At 65.5% G+C, this 17,231-nt stretch carries 11 protein-coding genes and 2 pseudogenes; 7 read left to right on the top strand and 6 right to left on the bottom strand.

Features of this window, described 5'->3' with window-relative positions:
* Nucleotides 1–41: 41 nt before the first annotated feature.
* From ACRHIG_RS07155 to ACRHIG_RS07165, 3 genes are read right to left on the bottom strand one after another with little or no spacing between them, the layout of a single operon-like run.
* Nucleotides 42–1,853 (bottom strand): hypothetical protein, encoded by a 1,812-nt coding sequence (locus ACRHIG_RS07155; RefSeq protein WP_489629768.1) that lies wholly within the window; start codon nt 1,851–1,853, stop codon nt 42–44.
* A gap of 12 nt (nt 1,854–1,865) precedes the next feature.
* Nucleotides 1,866–3,575 carry a molecular chaperone HscC gene (locus ACRHIG_RS07160; protein ID WP_475416069.1) on the bottom strand — a complete coding sequence of 570 codons (1,710 nt, stop codon included), beginning with the start codon at nt 3,573–3,575 and terminating at the stop codon, nt 1,866–1,868.
* Nucleotides 3,575–5,572 (bottom strand): DNA topoisomerase IV subunit B, encoded by a 1,998-nt coding sequence (locus tag ACRHIG_RS07165; protein ID WP_489629769.1) that lies wholly within the window; start codon nt 5,570–5,572, stop codon nt 3,575–3,577. The genes ACRHIG_RS07160 and ACRHIG_RS07165 overlap by 1 nt, the downstream gene beginning before the upstream one ends.
* 462 nt (nt 5,573–6,034) lie before the next feature.
* Between ACRHIG_RS07165 and kdpF the strand changes: the two genes are divergently transcribed.
* From kdpF to ACRHIG_RS07200, 7 genes and pseudogenes are all read left to right on the top strand, one after another.
* Nucleotides 6,035–6,124: a K(+)-transporting ATPase subunit F gene (gene kdpF, locus ACRHIG_RS07170; RefSeq protein ID WP_034746483.1), complete on the top strand. Its 90-nt coding sequence runs from the start codon at nt 6,035–6,037 to the stop codon at nt 6,122–6,124.
* A complete protein-coding gene (gene kdpA / locus ACRHIG_RS07175; protein WP_489629770.1) occupies nt 6,124–7,929 on the top strand; it encodes a potassium-transporting ATPase subunit KdpA in 1,806 nt (601 codons plus the stop codon). Before kdpF ends, kdpA begins: the two co-directional genes overlap by 1 nt.
* A gap of 9 nt (nt 7,930–7,938) precedes the next feature.
* Nucleotides 7,939–10,016, top strand: a pseudogene (gene kdpB / locus ACRHIG_RS07180) (potassium-transporting ATPase subunit KdpB).
* Between the two features lie 10 nt (nt 10,017–10,026).
* Entirely contained in the window at nt 10,027–10,602 is a 576-nt protein-coding gene (gene kdpC, locus ACRHIG_RS07185) for a potassium-transporting ATPase subunit KdpC (protein ID WP_489629771.1), read from the top strand.
* Between the two features lie 265 nt (nt 10,603–10,867).
* A pseudogene (locus tag ACRHIG_RS07190) lies at nt 10,868–13,608 on the top strand (DUF4118 domain-containing protein).
* A complete protein-coding gene (gene kdpE / locus ACRHIG_RS07195; RefSeq protein ID WP_034746496.1) occupies nt 13,605–14,303 on the top strand; it encodes a two-component system response regulator KdpE in 699 nt (232 codons plus the stop codon). The pseudogene ACRHIG_RS07190 and the gene kdpE overlap by 4 nt, the downstream one beginning before the upstream one ends.
* Nucleotides 14,304–14,432: 129 nt before the next feature.
* Entirely contained in the window at nt 14,433–15,182 is a 750-nt protein-coding gene (locus tag ACRHIG_RS07200; RefSeq protein WP_489629772.1) for a TorF family putative porin, read from the top strand.
* Between the two features lie 63 nt (nt 15,183–15,245).
* Here the strand turns inward: ACRHIG_RS07200 and ACRHIG_RS07205 are convergent, their stop codons facing one another.
* The 3 genes from ACRHIG_RS07205 to ACRHIG_RS07215 are packed head-to-tail and all read right to left on the bottom strand — an operon-like array spanning nt 15,246 to nt 17,098.
* Nucleotides 15,246–15,755, bottom strand: coding sequence for a P-loop NTPase family protein (locus tag ACRHIG_RS07205; protein WP_489629773.1), 510 nt, complete (start codon nt 15,753–15,755; stop codon nt 15,246–15,248).
* Between the two features lie 9 nt (nt 15,756–15,764).
* On the bottom strand, nt 15,765–16,802 hold the full coding sequence (gene dapA / locus ACRHIG_RS07210; protein WP_489629774.1) for a 4-hydroxy-tetrahydrodipicolinate synthase: 1,038 nt from the start codon (nt 16,800–16,802) through the stop codon (nt 15,765–15,767).
* A complete protein-coding gene (locus ACRHIG_RS07215) occupies nt 16,799–17,098 on the bottom strand; it encodes a hypothetical protein (protein WP_253192699.1) in 300 nt (99 codons plus the stop codon). The genes dapA and ACRHIG_RS07215 overlap by 4 nt, the downstream gene beginning before the upstream one ends.
* Between the last annotated feature and the right edge of the window lie 133 nt (nt 17,099–17,231).

The raw sequence follows: 17,231 nt of genomic DNA on the forward strand, positions 1-17,231 counted from the left end.
GTTTCGGTGTTAAGTGGTTGCGGTTGAATTCATGGGGGCGATTATGACAGCCCGGATTTGGAGAAGGACTTGCCGTAGGTCTTGTAGATGTAGCACATGGTGAAATACAGCACGGCCAGGGCCAGCTCCACGCTGTTGTGCATCATCTGCATGGCGCGGATGGCCGGGGCCTGGCCGGCCAGCACGACGCTGGCGAGGGACGGCACCAGTACCACCGGCCAGATCGTCCTCCATTTGAAATCGGTGGGGGAAAACAGCAGGCCGGCGCAGGACCAGGCATACAGCGCGGCGCCGACGAGGGCGGCCGGCAGCTGCTGCACATACAGCAAGGACAGCAGGCCCGCACAGCCGATCAGCCATGCCGCGCGCAGGCGGGGCAAGAGCGCTTCCGGCCAGCCGCAATCGCCATACAGGCCGGTGGCGCTGCGCAGGGCCAGCGCCGCCAGGCAAAACATCATCGGCATGGCGTCGCCGATGGCCAGCGCCGACTGGCCCTTGCCGCTCATGAACATGGCGGCGAACAGCGACAAGCCCAGGACCAGGAGCAGCAGCATGCCATGCAGCAGCTGGCGGTTCATCGCATACGCGAGCAGGGCCGACGCGCACAGGCCGGCCGCGGTGACGAGGCGCATGGTCTCGCTGCGTTCGGGCAGGAACAGCATCAGCGCCAGTACGAGGTAGGGCACGATCCAGCCCAGCTGCCGCAAGCCGGGCCGCTGCCACAGCACGGGCAGGCGGTCCTGCAGCGCTTCCTGCAGCGAGTCCAGGCGCGCGAACAGGGGCGCCGGCCAGCGCAAGGCATGCATGGCCAGCAGGGAAAAGGCCAGCGCCTGGAAGCCGAGCAGGCTGGCATGGGCGGCCGCGTCGCCGAGCTTGAAGCCGGCCGCGTCAAGCACGCCGGCGAGCATGAAGTGCAGCACGAAGCCCAGGCCGCCCGACGCGAGCGCCGTCTGCTTGAAGTAGCGTTTGGCATGGACGGCGTGTTCCCACTGCTCGAACAGGTCCGTATCGAGCTTGTAGGCCAGCATCTCGCCGTGCTGCCAGCGTATCGCGTGCAGCAGCTCGCGCAGCTGCAGCGTGAATTTTCGGTCGAACAGCTGGCGCGCGTAGGCGCTTGGTGCCTGCTGCGACATGATGCAGTCCAGGCCGGGGTAGCTGTCGCGGTTATCGCTGAAATGGGCGAACGAGCGGTCTGCACGGTAGCGCTGCACGGCGCTGCGCACCAGGTCCGCATGGCTGCGCGCCAGATAGGAAAAATCGTGGTCCCAGCCCAGCTGTTCGAACAGGGCCTGGCGCAGCGCCAGGTCATAGCCGGCGCTGGCGCAGTAGCGCAGCGCGCACAGCTCGAATTCCTCGCGCACGTCGAGGTTCAGCATGGCGTCGTCCTGCAACATGCGGGCCAGCGCGTCGTCCGCATCCGCGTGCCGCATCCATGCCAGGCAGCCTTGCCACAGGTGCTCCGCTTCCTGCGCCGGATCGATGGCGAGCACGCCCCATAGTTCCGTCGGCGGTGCGGGCTCCCGGGCGATGACGCCCCACAGTTCCGCAGGTGCTTCCCGTGCGGGCTCGTCGATGACGCCCCACAGGTCGGCCGGTTCCATGGGCGGCGCTTCTGGCGCTTCCGCCGCCGCCGCTTCGGCCCCGGCCGATTCCGTTTCCGGCAGCTCCCCGGCAAACAGGTGCGCATGGCGCAGCGCGTATTCATACGCTTCACGCAGCTCCTGGAAGGCGGCCGGATCGTCCTCGGGACGCGTCGCCTTCAGGCGCTTCGCATACGCGCGCTTGAGGGCGCGCTCGTCGCCGGTCGGCTCCGTGCCCAGGATCTCCCACAGGCCGCGCTGGCCGTTGTGCATGCCGCCGTCCATTTACAGGAAGCTCTCGCTCTCGACCTGGCGCAGCACCTCGTCGAGCGCCTGGCGCGCCTTGCGGATGGTGGCCGGGTCCTGCGTTTCCAGCGCGGCCTGGAAATTGGCCGTGTGCGCCGCCAGGTACTGGCGCACGTCGCCCAGCGACTGTTCATACAGGCGGTCGGCGCGCGTGACCAGGGTGCGGTTTTCCATCTGCTCGCGCGGGTGGATCTTCAGGTCGGCCAGTTCCGCAAAGCGCTGCTCGATCTGTTCCGGCGTCATCACGCCTGCATTGTCGCTGATGATCATCTTGTGCTTTTCCTGCGTGGCCAGCACCGTCACTTCCGCTTCCAGCACGCCGCTGACGTCATAGGTGAAGCGCACGTCGATGCCGATCTCGCCCGCCTTTTTCGCGGGGATCGGGAAGCTGATCTTGCCCAGGAAGACGTTGTCGGCCACCAGGCGCGACTCGCCCTGGAAGATCGCCACGTTGATTTCCTTCTGGTTGTCGTGGATGGTGGTGATGTTTTCCGTGCGCGAGACGGGCACCACGGAGTTGCGCTCGATGATGGGCAGGTAATGCCCGCCCTCATACTGGTTCGCGCCGACCTGGCGCGAAATCGAAATGCCCAGCGAATACGGCGCCACGTCCGTCATGACCACTTCGTCGAGGGCCGCATCGCGCATCTTCAGACCCGCCTGCACGGCGGCGCCCAGCGCCACGGCTTCGTCCGGGTCCAGGTGGATGGCGGGGAAGCGGCCGAACATGCGCGAGACGAGTTTACGCACCAGCGGCATGCGCGTGGCGCCGCCGGCCAGCACCACTTCATTCAATTCCGCCGCGCGGATGGTGGCGTCGCGCAGCGCCCGTTCCACGGGCAGGCGCAGGCGGGCCAGCAGCGGTTCGCACAGCTGCGCCAGCTTGTCTTCGCCGATCTCCCAGCTGTACTCCTTGTCCTGGTAGCGCGTGGCCATGCGCACGGACGGCTGGTCCGACAGCAATCGCTTGACGCGCTCGGCTTCGTCGCGCAGCAGCTGCTGCTGGCGCGGGTCGAGCAGGCGGCTGCCGACGGCGCCGCGCAGGCCGCTGCCTTCCATGAAAGCGTCGACCAGCACGGTGACGAAGTCTTCGCCGCCCAGAAAATTGTCGCCGGCCGAGGCGCGCACTTCCATCACGCCTTCGAACAGCTCCAGGATCGACACGTCGAACGTGCCGCCGCCCAGGTCGAAGACGAGAAATTTGCTTTCCTGTTCCTTGTCGCGGATGCCGTAGGCCAGCGCGGCGGCCGTCGGCTCGTTGAGCAGGCGCTCCACGCGCAGCCCCGCCAGCTGGCCGGCGATGCGCGTGGCCTTGCGCTGCGCATCGCTGAAATACGCGGGCACGGTGATGATGGCTTCCTCGACCTTGTGGCCCAGGAAGGCTTCGGCATCTTCCTTCAGCGCGCGCAGCACCATCGACGACAGCTCTTCCGGGCGGAATTGCTGCGTGCCGAGGGTGATCTTCTTTTCGCTGCCCATGTAGCGCTTGAAGACGGCCGCCGTCAGCTGCGGGTGCGTCTGCAGGCGCTCGCGCGCGGCGCGGCCCACCAGCACGGTGCCGTCGTCGTCGATGCTCACGCACGACGGCGTCAGGTGTTCACCGAGCGCATTCGGGATGATGGCAGCCTTGCCGTCGCGCCAGATGGCGACCAGGCTGTTGGTGGTGCCCAGGTCGATGCCGATGATCATCAGATATCCGCCTCCGCCTCATTGCCGTGTTCCTCGATCCAGGCGCGGCGTCCTGCCGCTTCGCCCTTGCCCATCAACATATTGAAGCGCAAGGCCGAGGCCATGTGGTCGACTTCGCCGAGCGTGACGGGCAGCAAACGGCGCGTGTCCGGGTTCATCGTCGTTTCCCACAGCTGCTCGGCGTTCATCTCGCCCAGGCCCTTGAAGCGCGAGATCGACCAGGCGCCCTGTTTCACGCCTTCCTTGCGCAGCTTGTCCTCGATGGCCAGCAGTTCGCCATCGTCGAGCGCATAGATTTTCTGCATCGGCTTCTTGCCGCGCGCGGGCGCGTCCACGCGGTACAAAGGCGGACGGGCGATGCAGATGTGTCCCTTGTTGATCAGGACGGGGAAATGCTTGAAGAACAGGGTCAGCAGCAGTACCTGGATGTGCGAGCCGTCCACGTCCGCGTCCGACAGGATGCAGATCTTGCCATAGCGCAGGCCCGACAGGTCGGGCGAGTCGCCCACGCTGTGCGGATCGACGCCGATGGCCACCGCAATGTCGTGGATCTCGTTATTGGCGAACAGGCGGTCGCGGTCCGTCTCCCACGAGTTCAGGACCTTGCCGCGCAGGGGCAGGATCGCCTGGAATTCCTTGTCGCGGCCCATCTTGGCCGAACCGCCCGCCGAATCGCCCTCGACGAGGAACAGTTCATTGCGCGCGATGTCGGACGATTCGCAATCGGTCAGCTTGCCCGGCAACACGGCCACGCCCGAGGATTTTTTCTTTTCCACTTTCTGCAGCGAGCGCTGGCGCGACTGCGCCTGCTTGATCACGAGCTCGGCCAGCTTCTTGCCGTAGTCGACGTGCTGGTTCAGCCACAGTTCCAGCGGCGGCTTGGTGAAGGTCGAGACGAGGCGCACGGCGTCGCGCGAATTGAGGCGTTCCTTGATCTGGCCCTGGAATTGCGGGTCCAGCACCTTGGCCGACAGCACGAACGATGCGCGCGCGAACACGTCTTCCGGCAGCAGTTTCACGCCTTTGGGCAGCAGGGAGTGCATTTCGACGAAGTTTTTCACGGCGCCGAACAGGCCGTCGCGCAAGCCCGATTCGTGCGTGCCGCCATTCGAGGTGGGAATCAGGTTGACGTACGATTCGCGCACGATGGCGCCTTCTTCCGTCCACGCCACCACCCAGGCCGCGCCTTCGCCTTCGGCAAAGCCTTCCGAGTCCGGGCCTGCGTATTGCGCGCCTTCGAACAGGGGAATCAGGGTTTCGCCATTCGATACCTGCACCAGCGTTTCGGTCAGGTAGCCGCGCAAGCCTTCCGCGTACTGCCAGGTCTGCGTATCGCCCGTCTTCGCGTTGGTCAGGGTGACGGTGACGCCCGGCAGCAGCACGGCTTTCGAGCGCAGCAGGCGTTGCAGCTCGGTTTGCGAGATGTTCGGCGAATCAAAGTATTTTGCATCGGGCCAGGCCGTGACGCGCGTGCCGGATTTTTTGCCGTCGCGCGGGGCGGGGCGGGAACTCAGGGGCTCGATCACGTCGCCGTTGGCAAACACCATGTGATGCAGGCCGTTGCCGTCGCTTTCCTTGCGCCAGACGGTGATTTCCAGGCGCGTCGACAGCGCATTGGTGACGGACACGCCGACGCCGTGCAAGCCGCCCGAGAACGCGTAGGCGCCGCCCGAACCCTTGTCGAACTTGCCGCCCGCGTGCAGCCGTGTAAACACGATTTCCACCGTCGGCACGCCTTCTTCCGGGTGCAGGCCGACGGGAATGCCGCGGCCATTGTCTTCGACGGTGATGCTGCCATCCGTGTTCTGCGTCACGGCGATATGCGTGCAATGACCGCCCAGCGCCTCGTCGGAGGCATTGTCGATCACTTCCTGAATGATGTGCAGCGGATTTTCAGTGCGGGTGTACATCCCCGGGCGCTGCTTGACGGGTTCCAGTCCTTTCAGGACACGGATGGATGATTCGCTGTAGTCGGATGCTGGTTTTTTAGTGGCCATACGTGTTCAAGCTAAGTAAAGACAGTGGTTGGAACGCCAGGCCAGGGCACTGCGGGCGCAATGACAGCGGCGGCGATAACTGTATGAATATACAGTATATCCCGTCCAGCGTCACTGGGGGAGGGCAGTGCGGCAGGCTTGGCGTCCTTGTGCGGACGCTCGCGCATTCTATCTTGTCCGGCGAGCAATAGCGCTACTCCAGGGCAACAACAGTGCGTTGCGCGGGGGCTTTTGCGCCCATTGTGAAGGATTTTATGCGGTAAAGCCGCCGTTTTTACATCTTGTTTACAAGCACCTCCCCAGTCTTTACGAATTTTTTAGACCCTTTTGGCTAATCTGCTCACTATCAAAACAAACCTGAATGAGGGTGGGAATGGATCTCGTGTATCTCGGCTTGATTGCCGTGTTTTTCGTCGTGGCGGCCGGCTTTGCCGTCGCCTGCGACAAATTAGGGAGCGTCAAATGAACGCGTTTTATGTACTGGGCGCCGTCGTCTCGGCCGGCCTGCTCGTGTATTTGCTGGTGGCGCTGCTGAAGGCGGAGGAACTGTGATGACGACGCAATCGATGCTGTTATTGGCGGCCTTCCTGGCCGTGCTGCTGGCCGCCGGCTATCCGCTGGGCCTGTACATGGCCAGGGTGGCCGGCGATGGCCCCGTGCGCGGCCTGGGCTGGCTGCAAAAGCTGGAAAACCTGCTGTACCGCTGGTCCGGCCTGCCCGCCGACAAGGCCATGGGCTGGAAAAGCTATGCCATCGCCCTGATCGTCTTCAATACCGTGGGCGCCGTCTTCGTCTATGGCCTGCAGCGCCTGCAGGGTTTCCTGCCCTTGAATCCCCAGGGCCTGGGCGCCGTCAGCCCCGATTCCTCGTTCAATACCACCGTCAGCTTCGTCGCCAATACCAACTGGCAGGGCTACGGCGGCGAACAGACCATGAGCTACCTGACCCAGATGCTGGGCATGGCTTGCCAGAATTTCTTTTCTGCGGCCACCGGCATCGCCGTGATCTTCGCGCTGGTGCGCGGCTTCGCCTCGCGCTCGGGCAAGTCGATCGGCAATTTCTGGGTCGACCTGGTGCGCTCCACCCTGTACATCCTGCTGCCGCTGTCCCTGGCCCTGTCCGTCGTCTTCATGGGCGAAGGCATGATCCAGAACTTTTCCGCCTACAAGGAAGTGACCCTGCTCGACCACGTGGCATATGCAACGCCGAAGGTGACGGCTGACGGCCAGCCCGTGCTGGACGCCGCCGGTCAACCCGTGATGGAAGCGCAAGTGGCGACGACGCAGACGATCGCCATGGGCCCCGTCGCGTCGCAGGAGTCGATCAAGCTGCTGGGCACGAATGGCGGCGGCTTCTTCAATGCCAATTCCTCGCACCCGTACGAAAACCCGACCGCGCTGTCGAACTTCCTGCAGATGCTGGCCATCTTCATCATTCCCGCCGGCCTGTGCTTCACCTTCGGCCGCATGGTGGGCGACCTGCGCCAGGGCTGGGCCGTGCTGGCCGCGATGACCCTGATCTTTGTCGTCATGACGGCCGGCGTGATGAGCGCCGAGCAGCAAGCCAATCCGGCGTTGCAGGCCTTGGGCGTGGACCAGCAGGCCAGCGGCCTGCAATCGGGCGGCAATATGGAAGGCAAGGAAACGCGCTTCGGCATCAGCTCCTCGACCCTGTTCGCGGCGGTGACGACGGCCGCATCGTGCGGCGCCGTCAATTCCATGCACGACTCCTACATGCCCCTGGGCGGCATGGTGCCGCTGCTGCTGATGCAGTTCGGCGAAGTGGTGTTCGGCGGCGTGGGCACGGGCCTGTACGGCATGCTGATGTTCGCCATCCTGGCCGTCTTCATCGCCGGCCTGATGATAGGCCGCACGCCTGAATACCTGGGCAAGAAAATCCAGGCGTATGAAATGAAGATGGTGTCGCTGGCCATCCTGATCACACCAGCCCTCGTGTTGACGGGCTCGGCGATCGCCGTGATGGTCGAACCGGGCAAGATCGGCGTGGCCAATCCGGGCGCGCACGGTTTTTCTGAAATCCTGTACGCCTTCACGTCGGCGGCCAACAACAACGGCAGCGCGTTTGCGGGCCTGTCCGCCAACACGCCGTTCTACAACGTGATGCTGGCGATCGCCATGTGGTTCGGCCGCTTCGGCGTGATCGTGCCCGTGCTGGCGGTGGCCGGTTCGCTGGCGGCCAAGCAGCGCCTGTCGGCGAATGCGGGCACCATGCCCACGCACGGCCCCATGTTCATCGGCCTGCTGATCGGCGTCGTCGTGCTCGTCGGCGTGCTCAATTACGTTCCCGCGCTGGCCCTGGGCCCGATCGTCGAACACCTGCAACTTTTCATCAAATAAGAGGCTACCATGTCACGCACAAGCCTGACTTTGTTCGATTCCGCACTGATCGGTCCCGCCGTCGTCGATGCGTTCAAAAACTCGACCCCCGCACGCAGTGGCGCAGTCCCGTGATGTTCGTCGTCTATGTCGGCAGCATCATCACGACCCTGCTGGCCATCCAGGCCCTGAATGGCCAGGGTGAAGCGCCGTTCGGCTTCATCGTCGCCGTCGCCGTGTGGCTGTGGTTTACCGTGCTGTTCGCGAACTTCGCCGAAGCGCTGGCCGAAGGCCGCAGCAAGGCCCAGGCGGCCTCGCTGCGCGCCCTCAAGCAGACGGTGATGGCAAAGAAAATGCAAACGCCGAAATACGGCACGTCCTGGCTGCCTACGCCGGCCACCGACTTGCGCAAGGGCATGACGGTGCTGGTCGAGGCGGGCGACGTGATTCCCGCCGACGGCGAAGTGACGGCCGGCGTGGCCTCCGTCGACGAGAGCGCCATCACGGGCGAATCGGCACCCGTCATCCGCGAGTCGGGCGGCGATTTTTCCGCCGTCACGGGCGGCACCCGCGTGCTGTCGGACTGGCTGCTGGTGCGCGTTTCCGTCAATCCGGGCGAGGCCTTCATCGACCGCATGATCGCCATGGTCGAAGGCGCCAAGCGCCAGAAGACGCCGAACGAGATCGCCCTGACGATTCTGCTCGTGGCCTTGTCGATCGTGTTCCTGATCGTCACCGTGACCCTGCTGCCGTATTCGCTGTTTTCCGTGGCGGCGGCCGGCACCGGCACGCCGGTGACGATCACCGTGCTGATCGCGTTGCTCGTGTGTTTGATTCCGACCACCATCGGCGGCTTGCTGTCCGCCATCGGCGTGGCCGGCATGAGCCGCATGATGCAGGCCAATGTGATCGCCACTTCGGGCCGCGCCGTGGAAGCGGCCGGCGACGTCGACGTGCTGCTGCTCGATAAGACGGGCACCATCACCCTCGGCAACCGCCAGGCGTCGAGCTTCGTGCCTGCCCCTGGCGTGACGGAGCAGCAGCTGGCCGATGCGGCGCAGCTGGCCTCGCTGGCCGATGAAACGCCGGAAGGGCGCAGCATCGTCGTGCTGGCCAAGCAGAAATTCAATATCCGCGAACGCGAGATGGCCAGCCTGCACGCCACCTTCGTGCCGTTCACGGCGCAGACGCGCATGAGCGGCGTGGATATCCCGGGCGAGCAGCAGGTGCGCCAGTTGCGCAAGGGCGCGGCCGATTCCATGAAAAAGTATGTGGAAGCACTGGGCCAGCCGTATCCGGCCGAGGTGGGACGCGCCGTCGACGACATCGCGCGCCGCGGCAGCACGCCGCTGGTGGTGGTGGACGATGGCCGCGTCATGGGCGCCGTGGAACTGAAGGATATCGTCAAGGGCGGCATCAAGGAGCGCTTCGCGGAATTGCGCCGCATGGGCATCAAGACCGTCATGATCACGGGCGACAACAAGCTGACGGCGGCCGCGATTGCCGCCGAAGCGGGCGTGGACGATTTCCTCGCCGAAGCGACGCCGGAAGACAAGCTCAAGCTCATCCGCAGCTACCAGGCCGAAGGCCGCCTGGTGGCGATGACGGGCGACGGCACCAACGACGCTCCCGCGCTGGCCCAGGCCGACGTGGCCGTGGCCATGAATTCGGGCACGCAGGCGGCGAAGGAGGCGGGCAATATGGTCGACCTCGATTCGAACCCGACCAAGCTGCTGGAAATCGTTGAAATCGGCAAGCAGATGCTGATGACGCGCGGTTCGCTGACGACGTTCTCGATCTCGAATGACATCGCCAAGTACTTCGCCATCATCCCGGCCGCCTTCGTGGGCACCTATCCGCAATTGAAGGCGCTCGACATCATGCAGCTGGCCAGCCCCGCCTCGGCCATCATGTCGGCCGTGATCTTCAATGCCCTGATCATCGTCGTGCTGATTCCGCTGGCGCTGAAAGGCGTGCAGTACCGTGCCATCGGCGCGGCCAGCCTGTTGCGCCGCAACCTGCTGATCTACGGCCTGGGCGGGATTATTTTGCCCTTCATCGGGATCAAGCTGATCGACATGCTGCTGTCCGCCCTCAATTTAGTCTAAAGGAACCATCATGAGCACTATCGTACGTCCCGCCCTGGTCCTGTTTGCCGCGCTGACCGTGATCTGCGGCGTCGTCTATCCGTTTGCCACGGCCGGCATCGGGCAGCTGGCCTTCAGCGATGAAGTCAACGGCAGCATCGTCGAGCGTGGGGGCAAGCCCGTCGGTTCGACCCTGATCGGCCAGTCCTTCACCTCGCCCAAGTACTTCTGGGGCCGGCCGTCGGCCACCGCACCGATGGCGAATAACGGCGCCGGTTCGGGCGGCTCGAACCAGGGGCCGAGCAATCCGGCCCTGGTGGACGCCGTCAAGGCGCGCATCGCCGCCCTGCAGGCAGCCGATCCCGGCAACCGCAAGCCGATCCCCGTCGACCTGGTGACGGCGTCGGGCAGCGGCCTGGATCCTGAAATCAGCCTGGCGGCCGCCCTGTACCAGGCGCCGCGCGTGGCCCGCGTGCGCGCCGTGCCGCTGGCGCAGGTGGAAAACGCCATCGCCAAGGTGCAGAAAACCGCGTATATCGGCTTTTTCGGCGAACCGCGCGTGAATGTGCTGGAACTGAATCTGGCGCTCGATGCCATGGCAAAGTAAGCTGGCAAAGGCGCGCAGGTCGGCATCGTGCACCGCTTGGCCAATGATGTCTTGGCCAATGATGTCGTCGGATTACGCGCTTGCGCGCTAATCCGACCTACTTGACGCCATGGCAAAATAAGGCGCAGGTCGGCGTAGGTCGGCTTAGCGCAGCGTAAGCCGACATCACCCATAGCCCCAGCCAGGCCAACGATGTTGTCGGATTACGCGCGCCCTTCGGACGCGCTAATCCGACCTACAATGCCCAAGAAGATTAAAATACAACATGCTCCCCAACGACAGCCAACGCCCCGACCCTGATGCCCTGCTGGCGCAAGTGCAGGCGCAGGAACAGAAAGCCGCGCGCGGCCGGCTGCGCATCTATTTCGGCGCCTCGGCCGGCGTCGGCAAGACCTATGCGATGCTGGCGGCCGCCCGCAAATTGCTGGCCGACGGCCAGGACTTGCTGGTGGGCGTGGTGGAGACGCATGGGCGCCAGGATACGGCGGCCCAGCTGGACGGCTTGCCCGTGCTTCCGCTCAAGGCCATCGAGTACCGGGGCAAGACCCTGTACGAGTTTGACCTGGACGAAGCCCTGCGCCGCGCGCCAGCGCTGATATTGATGGATGAACTGGCCCATTCGAACGTGGCCGGATCGCGCCATCCGAAGCGCTGGCAGGACGTCGAGGAATTGCTGGCGGCCGGCATCGACGTGCTGTCGACCGTCAACGTGCAGCATCTGGAAAGCCTGAACGACGTGGTGGGCGGGATCACGGGCGTGCGCGTGGCCGAGACCCTGCCCGACACGGTGTTCGACCGCGCCGATGAAGTGGTGCTGGTCGATATCCCGGCCGACGAATTGCTGCGCCGCCTGAAACAGGGCAAGGTATATCAGCCGCAGCAGGCCGAGCGGGCGTCGCAGCATTTTTTCCGCAAGGGTAACCTGATCGCCCTGCGCGAACTGGCCTTGCGCCGCACGGCGGATCGGGTGCAGGACGACGTGCAGGCCTACCGCGTCGAGAAATCCATCAATCCCGTGTGGAAGACGGGCGCCGCGCTGCTGGCCTGCGTGGGACCGCATGCGGGGGCGAACACGTGATCCGCAGCACGGCGCGCCTGGCCAGCCAGCTGAACGCGGAATGGCACGCGCTGTACGTGGAAACGCCGCGCTTGCAGCGCTTGCCGGCGGGCCAGCGCGAACGCATCCTGAAAACCCTGAAGCTGGCGCAGGACCTGGGCGCGCGCACGGCCATTGTGCCGTCCGCCGACATCGCCGGCGCCGTGGTCGAGTATGCGCGCGGCGCGAATATCTCGAAAGTCATCGTGGGACGTGGTCGCGGCCGTGCGCTGGCGCGCCTGTGGCATGCGCCGCCGGCCGCGCGCATGGCCAGCCTGGCGCCCGATATCGATCTGATCGAGGTGGGCTTGCCGCCAGCCGATGCGGCGCCCCGGCGCGCAGCCGGCGACGATGCGGAGGCGCCGCGCCGGCCATCGCGCCATTGGCGCTACATCCTGGCCGCCGGCGTCAGCCTGGCCACGGCCCTCGCCTCGGTGCCCCTGCAACCCTATCTGGACCTGGCCAATATCGCCATGCTGTCCTTGCTGACGGTGGTGCTGGTGGCCGTGCGCCTTGGGCGCGGGCCGGCGGCGCTGGCCAGCCTGGTGGGCGTGGCCAGCTTCGATTTCATCTTCGTGCCGCCGCGCTTCTCGTTTGCCGTGGGCGACTTCCAGTATGTGATCACCTTTGGCGTGATGCTGGCCGTGGGACTGATCACGGGCCACCTGACGGCCGGCCTGCGCTTCCAGGCGCGCGTGGCTTCGCACCGCGAAGCGCGCGCCCGCGCCTTGTATGAATTTTCGCGCGAGCTGTCCGGCGTGCTGCAGACGGAGCAGATTTTCGACATCACGAAAAGCGCCATCGAACGGGCGTTCCGCGCGCGCGCCACCTTGCTGCTGCCCGATGACGAGGGCAGCTTGCAGGCCCCGAACGGCGGCGAGCCGCTCGATATCGGCATCGCGCAGTGGGCCTTCGATCATGCGCAGGCGGCGGGGACGGGCACCGATACCTTGCCGGCTTCGCCCATTTTCTACCTGCCGCTGATCGCGCCCATGCGCACGCGCGGTGTGCTGGCGCTGCTGCCGCTCGATGGCGCGCAGCGCGGGCGCTGGCTGCTGGTGCCGGAACAGCGCCAGCACCTCGATACCTTTGCCGCACTGGCGGCCATTGCCCTCGAACGCGTGCACTACATCGACGTGGCGCAGGGCGCGCTGCTGCAGATGGAGTCCGAGCGGCTGCGCAATTCTCTGCTGGCGGCCCTGTCGCACGACTTGCGCACGCCCCTGACGTCGCTGGTGGGCCTGGCCGAGTCGCTGGCCCTGTCCCGGCCTGCGCTGTCGCCCGCGCAGCTGGACATGGCGCGCTCGCTGCAGTCCGAGACCGTGCGCATGAGCGCCCTGGTGGCGAACTTGCTGGACATGGCGCGCATCGAAAGCGGGCAGGTGCGCCTGAACCTGCAATGGCAGGCGCTGGAAGAGGTGGTGGGCAGCGCGCTGCGCGCCAGCGGTCCGCAGTTGCAGCAGCACGCCGTGAAGACGCAGCTGGCGCCGGACTTGCCGCTGGTGCGCTACGATGCCGTGCTGATCGAGCGCGTGCTGTGCAACCTGCTGGAAAACGCGGCCAAGTACACGCCGTCCGGCAGCACCATCACGGTCGCGGCCGGAGTGCACGGTCAGTTCCTGCAGGTGACGGTGGCTGACGATGGCCCGGGCCTGCCGCCCGGCCGCGAAGAAGCCATCTTTGAAAAATTCACGCGCGGCGAGCGCGAATCGAACAAGCCGGGCGTCGGGCTGGGGCTGGCCATTTGTCGGGCCATCGTCGAAGCCCACGGCGGCACCATCCACGCGCAGCCGCACACGCCGGGGCAGGGCGCCGCCATCGTCTTCAGCCTGCCCCTGGGTACGCCGCCAGCCTTGCCGGAAGCGGAGCTGGACGACGCCAACGTAAATGAAACAGGAAAACCATCATGAACGAACCTTCCGCCACCGCCTTGCTGGTCGAGGATGAACCGCAAATCCGCCGCTTCGTGCGCGCCGCGCTGGAAGACGAGGGCTGGCAGATTTTCGAGTCCGCCACCATGCAGCGGGGCTTGATCGATGCCGGCACGCGCCGGCCCGACCTGATCGTGCTGGACCTGGGCCTGCCCGACGGCGACGGCATCGACTTCATCGCCGACATCCGCAAATGGTCGGCCGTACCCATCATCGTGCTGTCGGCGCGGGTCGACGAGCAGGACAAGATCCGCGCACTGGACGCGGGTGCCGACGACTACCTGACCAAGCCGTTCGGCGTGGGCGAGCTGCTGGCCCGCGTGCGCGCCACCCTGCGCCGCCAGCGCCAGCCCGCCGCCAGCGACGATGGCGTGGTGCAGTTCGGCGACGTGCGCGTCGACCTGAAGGACCGGCTGGTGACGCGCAACAAGCAGCTGGTGCACATGACGCCGACGGAGTTCCGTTTGCTGTCGGTGCTGGTGAAAAATGCCGGCAGGGTGGTCACCAATCCGCAGCTGCTGCGCGAAGTGTGGGGGCCGTCGAACAGCGAAAACGGCCATTACCTGCGCATCTACATGGGCCATCTGCGCCAGAAGCTGGAAGCCGATCCGGCCCAGCCGCAGTACCTGCTGACGGAAACGGCCGTCGGTTACCGCTTGCTGCTGCCGCTCTAACACCTGATATTCCCCTGTTGGAAAACAGGCGCCGCGCGCGCCAGGGGGACGCTTTACCTTTTTTTGCAGCGGCGGGCCAGCTGCGCCATGTTGGCAAAGGCCCATACCACCCATGAAGAAGAAAAAACCATGAATAAAATGTTACTTGCACTTGCCGTCGCGACCGCCTTTACCGGCAGCCTGGCCCACGCGGAAGAGGCCAAGCCCGACAATGAAGTCAGTTTCAACGTGGCCGGCGTATCCGACTACCGTTACCGGGGCATCTCGCAGACGCGTTTGAAACCCGCGCTGCAGGGCGGCGTGGATTACGTCAACAACCCGACGGGCCTGTATGCGGGCGCCTGGGCTTCCACCATCAAGTGGACCAAGGATGCGGGCGGCAGCGGCGACGTGGAAGTGGACCTGTATGCGGGCAAGCGCGGCCAGCTGAACGATGCTATCGGCTATGACGTCGGCGTGCTCGCCTATGTGTACGCGGACAACGGCTTGAAGCACGTCGCCGGCCTGGCCGACGCGGACACGCAGGAAGTCTACGGCCAGCTGTCGTACGGCCCCGCCTATATCAAATATTCGCACGCCGTCTCCAACCTGTTCGGCATCGTCAACAGCAAGAACAGCGGCTACCTCGATATCGGCGCGAATATCGACCTGACGAGCGGCTGGACCGGCAACCTGCATGCGGGCCACCAGAAAGTGAAAAACAATGATGCGGCTAGCTACACGGACTGGAAAGTGGGTGTCACGCGCGACTTCGGCTTTGTTTCGGGCGCGCTGGCCGTGATCGGCACGAATGCGGGCAAGTCGGCGTATGCCTCGCCCGTGAATGGCAAATTCATGGGCAAGACGGCGCTGCAGTTGACGGTCAGCAAGACGTTTTAATGGACTGAGTTGACTGAAAGGAGAGGCGGCGTATGCGCCGCCTTTTTTGCGTGCCCGGACGGACTAGGTAGAAAGGTTGAAAACGGCGCAGTACAGCTGCCCCAGTCCCACCACGCGGGCGGCCGGGATCTGCGCGGCCAGAGCATGGGCCGGCGCCGCCTGCGTGTCCGTTGCCAGCAGGACGCGCAGTTCCGGATTGACGCTGCGCGCGTGCGCGATGCGGCGCGCCAGGCCCGCCTGCGCGCCGGCGTCGGCGACGCCGTCGAGCGGCACCACCAGTACGCGCGCGGCGATCAGGGCCGAGCGGCTGCCCATGGAGTCGCGGCCTTCGCTGTCGATGACGATATCGTGGTAGCAGTGCACCAGGTGCTCGAGCTCCGGCTGCAAGCCCTTGGCGCTGATGGCGCGCGCCATCAGGCGCGGCCGCGTCAGGCTGCCGTGCATGGCGCCGTCGTGCAGGTTCCTGGCTTGCGCCATGGCGCCCTGGCGCGGATCGGCATCGAGCAGCAGCACCTTGCGGCCGGCCAGCGCGCGCGAGGCGGCCAGCCGCCCGGCCAGGATGGATTTCTCCATCCCCCGCGTTCATCCGTGATGGCGATGATCATCTTGGCGCACGGCTGGCATGATGTTGGCAGGGGAAACCAGCTGCAGCAGACAGCCTTCGCGCGGCGCATCCCTGTCGCTGGCGGTCCATACGGGCAGTTCCATCAGGGGTTCGAGCGCCGCGGCCAGGGCGGCCTGGCCGGCGGAAGACATGGGCGTCATCGGCAGGCGCAATGCGTCGCGTACCTTGCCCTGCATGGCCAGCGCTGCCTTCACGGGAGCGGGATTCGGTTCGGCAAACAGCAGGCGGATAACGGGCAGCATGGTCTTGAACAGGGCGCCGGCGGCGCCGTGGCGGCCCTGCCTGACGAGGTGGTACAGCTGCGCATACAGGTCGGGGCGTACCTGGGCGGCGGCCGACATGGCGCCGTGGCCGCCCATGGACAGGCTGGCCAGCAGCAGCGCGTCGTCGCCGCACAGCACGTCCAGGCGCGTGTCGAGCAGCAGTTCGCCCAGCTGCTGCAGCTTGCCGCCCGCTTCCTTGATGGCGACGAAGTGCGAGTCGCGCGCCAGCAGGGCGGCCGTTTGCGGTTCGATATTGACCCCCGTGCGGGCCGGCACGTTGTACAGCACGATGGACTGGTCGGTGGCGGCGGCGATGGCCTGGAAGTGGCGCACGATGCCTTCCTGCGAAGGGCGCACATACGCTGGCGCCGAGACCAGCAGGCCCGCCAGCGGATGGTCGTTGTAGCGCTGCACCGTGGCGACGACGCTGCGCGTGTCGCTGCCGCCGACCCCCATGACGACGGGGACGCGGGGACCGACGGCTTCGAGCACGCTGTCGAGCAGCATGCTCTGTTCCGCGGCGCTCAGCATGGCAGCTTCGCCCGTGGTGCCGCACACCACCAGGCCATCGATGCCGCTGGCGGCCAGTTCGCTGGCCAGCTGCTGGGCCGCGTCGAAGTCGATGTCGCCATCGCCATCATGAAATGGCGTGACCATCGGCACCCAGATGCCCTGGAAGTGCGCGGTGATGCGCGATGACGACATGGCCTGCTCGCAGGAGTACTGGTTCATAGCGATTTCCCCTGGCTGATGCGGCCAAATTCCGCCGCCGGCAGCAGGCGCATGACGGCATCCATGGTCAGGCGCAGGGCCGGTTCCGTCACGCACAGCCAGACTTTCATGCGTTCGGCATGGTCGACCGCCTCGACACGCATGAACGACAGCATGCCGCCGCAGGTCCTGACGACCAGCTGGCGCAGCTCGGCCAGGCAGGATTTGTCGACCGTGATGTGCATGAGGAAGGTGGGCAGGCGGGGATGGCGGTGGGGCAGTGCTTGATGCGATTGCAGGCGTGAATGGGGTTCCATGGTGGCTTTGCAGCGGTGGTTGAGGTAAGTTCAAGATTAGCAGCGGGGGCGTAAAGATTCTCTAAAAAGCGGGGCCGTGGGCGTAAACGGTCTGTATGCGGCGGGCGCTCGCGTGTTGCGCGGATGCCCCGGG

The organism is Janthinobacterium sp. C22, from assembly GCF_057919405.1.

Bases quoted from the DNA above. Each gene is read 5' to 3' on its own strand.
- ACRHIG_RS07155 (WP_489629768.1), bottom strand. From the start codon at position 1,853: ATGCACAACGGCCAGCGCGGCCTGTGGGAGATCCTGGGCACGGAGCCG.
- ACRHIG_RS07160 (WP_475416069.1), bottom strand. From the start codon at position 3,575: ATGATCATCGGCATCGACCTGGGCACCACCAACAGCCTGGTCGCCATC.
- ACRHIG_RS07165 (WP_489629769.1), bottom strand. From the start codon at position 5,572: ATGGCCACTAAAAAACCAGCATCCGACTACAGCGAATCATCCATCCGT.
- kdpF (WP_034746483.1), top strand. From the start codon at position 6,035: ATGAACGCGTTTTATGTACTGGGCGCCGTCGTCTCGGCCGGCCTGCTC.
- kdpA (WP_489629770.1), top strand. From the start codon at position 6,124: ATGACGACGCAATCGATGCTGTTATTGGCGGCCTTCCTGGCCGTGCTG.
- kdpC (WP_489629771.1), top strand. From the start codon at position 10,027: ATGAGCACTATCGTACGTCCCGCCCTGGTCCTGTTTGCCGCGCTGACC.
- kdpE (WP_034746496.1), top strand. From the start codon at position 13,605: ATGAACGAACCTTCCGCCACCGCCTTGCTGGTCGAGGATGAACCGCAA.
- ACRHIG_RS07200 (WP_489629772.1), top strand. From the start codon at position 14,433: ATGAATAAAATGTTACTTGCACTTGCCGTCGCGACCGCCTTTACCGGC.
- ACRHIG_RS07205 (WP_489629773.1), bottom strand. From the start codon at position 15,755: ATGGAGAAATCCATCCTGGCCGGGCGGCTGGCCGCCTCGCGCGCGCTG.
- dapA (WP_489629774.1), bottom strand. From the start codon at position 16,802: ATGAACCAGTACTCCTGCGAGCAGGCCATGTCGTCATCGCGCATCACC.
- ACRHIG_RS07215 (WP_253192699.1), bottom strand. From the start codon at position 17,098: ATGGAACCCCATTCACGCCTGCAATCGCATCAAGCACTGCCCCACCGC.